Here is a 2,523-nt window from a genome sequence, read left to right as displayed (position 1 = left end):
TGAAGCAAGAGTTGCCAGTAAATTTGGTTGATATCTGGGGTGACAACTAACCCAACTTTGCTGGCAAAAAGCGATTTGTCTCCAGAAGCAACATTAAAGGAACTTTCAGAAATTGTTTCTGGAGAATTATATTATCAACTTACTGCTATTAACTTTGAAGATATGATGGCGGAAGCAAAAGCTGCATCGAAATTAATTGGTCACAAAATAGTTCTGAAAATTCCGGCAACTGCTACTGGTTTTCAAGTGGTATCTCATTTGTCTGAAGATATTAACTGTTCGGTGACCGGAATATATCATCCAGCTCAAGCAGTAGTAGCTGCAGAAGCAGGTGCTAAATATGCGATCGCCTACGTCAACCGGGCAACAAGATTATTGGGGGATGGTTTAAAGTTGGTGCGAGAGATAGCAAAGGTAGTTGAAGGTAGGAGTACAGAAATTTTAGCAGCAAGTGTAAAATCTCCTGATGAAGCTGTGGCAACTTTATTAGCAGGTGCAGATCATTTGACATTACCATTTTCTGTTTTGCAGGCAATGACTACCCATAGTTTATCAGAGCAAACTTTTAAAGAGTTTAATGAAAAAGGGCGAGGAATTATGTGGTAGGTGTTGTTTGGGTTGGGTTGGGAAGACTAAGTGCGATTCGTTTGGCTTGACAAGCTCATAAGTAAGTTAGGCCAGCCTCAAAACTAGGGATAACTAAGCGTAGCCATGTAGGTTGAATTCCTGCCCTCCGGGATGCGGAGTGACTCTGAAGTTCAGGTTTCCAGGGATAACTAAGCGTAGCCATGTACTCACATCTTGCACCAAAAAAAGTTGATATGAAGATCGATGGCTGAAATGCTTATCTGATTGTGGGTTGGAGTAGTTATATCTTCTGAATAGAGAACTATAATAAGAAATAATAAAAACCAGATCGTAAATTAATGTTACTCTACCCGATCGCCCGCTTTTTCTTCATCGGGATATAAATCTAACCAACTTTCATAAAGTGCTTCAATAGCTGAAATTAATTGCTCAATTTTACCTCTTCTAATCACAGCATTGACTCCATCTATATGTGCTTGACTTCCTGCTTTTCCTAAATGTTTAAAACGCGGAAATTCCCCTTTTTTATTACTTTTTTGGAAAACAGACCTAGACCCTTTGAGTTGATAATACCAATAATGATATTTTTGCCCTTTTGCTTGATACCTTGCTACATAACAATCAGCAGGAGCAACCCATCCTGAAGCTTCAATTTCTGATTTTTCACGTTTTAAAGCAGCTATAGTTTCTCTAATAGGGTCTGCTCTCTCTGCTATTTCTAGATTACTGTTGATTTTAGCCATTTTTTGAGCTTTTTGATTATGGAATATGTGATCATAGAGAACTATGATCACAAGAGAACTATGTTACCTCGCCCTATTTTATCCCAAGTTGACGAACTACTCTCCTCTTTAAAACAATTAATGCCCACCATTTATCAAAAAGAAACTCTAGAATCTGTTTTAGGGTTGTTTCTCAATAGTCAAGGAAATGCTGTTCCTCATCATTGTCAAACCAAATCAGAAAGTGCTATTACCCGGATTTCTCACAAAATAAGTTTGACTTATCAAAATCCTTATCTACTCAAAGTCATACAGAATAAGGTTTTCAACAGTGTTTTGTTTTTTTTATCTCTTTTAAGCAGGGTTAAATGCTTGCTATACAAGATTTTTAGCGACTAGAATCGCAAAGTTTGTGAGAAATGCAGGTATTAGTCGCTTCTTAAATCATTATAATTGGTCAACTCGTTCTCTGATACGCACCGTTCGTTCTTTCATTCTCAACTTAGTTTGATCTCAAAGAAGAAAAGGGCGAAAACCCATTTTACAAGTGATTCTAGATTTAACAACTCTTGAAAAAGTAGGCAAGGAGCGTTCATCTAAAAGAATTAGTTAGAGTCTATAATCATAAAAAGGGTTTACATATCGTTGTTCTGTACTTAGTTCTAGGTAATTGGCGATTTCCTTGGAGTTTTCGTGTATATAGAGCCAAAGACACTCCATCACCTTCTCAGCTAGCTTCAAAATTACTGAATACATTGCCTTCTATTTTGACTAAATCTTTCCAAATTTATGTTTTAGGAGATACAGCTTTTGGGACAATTAAATGAGAGTGAAAAACTCCGTGACGATTCCTTTAATCATCATGGAATTCTGGGCATCCCTAATACAAGAAAATTAACTGATGGAGGTAAGGTATCTGAACTAAAAACTCCTGGACAACAAGTTTATCTAAATGGCTTAGATTTTCCTGTATTTTTATCATGGGTTTGGCTCAAACGTTCCGGAAAAAAGAGTCAAGCGATTTGTTATTTCAACTAAACCTATGAAGGGAAAAACTATCGTCCGTTGGGGAAAACGTCGATGGCAGATTGAAGGTTTCTTTAAAACGGCCAAACATCAATTTAGTCTTCATCGTTTTGGGCAAAAAACTTTATTAGGGGTTGATCGTTGGTTAATTCTTTCTTTCGTCTCTTATTTATTAGCTTATTGGATT

The 2,523-nt window shown here is 36.9% G+C and carries 4 protein-coding genes and 1 pseudogene; 4 read left to right on the top strand and 1 reads right to left on the bottom strand.

Features of this window, described 5'->3' with window-relative positions:
• Positions 1–606: pseudogene (locus tag F6K22_RS38515) on the top strand (transaldolase family protein); the annotation flags it as partial.
• A 323-nt stretch (positions 607–929) separates the two neighbouring features.
• On the opposite strand, the gene F6K22_RS38510 reads toward F6K22_RS38515, so the two are convergent.
• Positions 930–1,331, bottom strand: a complete 402-nt coding sequence (locus tag F6K22_RS38510) for a hypothetical protein (RefSeq protein WP_293110175.1) — start codon at positions 1,329–1,331, stop codon at positions 930–932.
• A 60-nt stretch (positions 1,332–1,391) separates the two neighbouring features.
• Between F6K22_RS38510 and F6K22_RS38505 the strand changes: the two genes are divergently transcribed.
• The 3 genes from F6K22_RS38505 to F6K22_RS42795 form a co-directional block, all read left to right on the top strand.
• On the top strand, positions 1,392–1,709 hold the full coding sequence (locus tag F6K22_RS38505; RefSeq protein WP_293110173.1) for a hypothetical protein: 318 nt from the start codon (positions 1,392–1,394) through the stop codon (positions 1,707–1,709).
• A gap of 411 nt (positions 1,710–2,120) precedes the next feature.
• On the top strand, positions 2,121–2,348 hold the full coding sequence (locus tag F6K22_RS38500) for a hypothetical protein (protein WP_293110171.1): 228 nt from the start codon (positions 2,121–2,123) through the stop codon (positions 2,346–2,348).
• Between the two features lie 4 nt (positions 2,349–2,352).
• Positions 2,353–2,523: transposase (locus F6K22_RS42795; protein WP_363275357.1), on the top strand; the 171-nt coding region annotated here is incomplete at its 3' end.

The sequence above is a fragment of the Okeania sp. SIO2F4 genome, from assembly GCF_010672385.1.
Taxonomy (GTDB): Bacteria; Cyanobacteriota; Cyanobacteriia; order Cyanobacteriales; family Microcoleaceae; genus Trichodesmium.
Note: the sequence above shows the minus strand (reverse complement) of the source record. Positions and strands in the feature narration are given on the sequence as shown.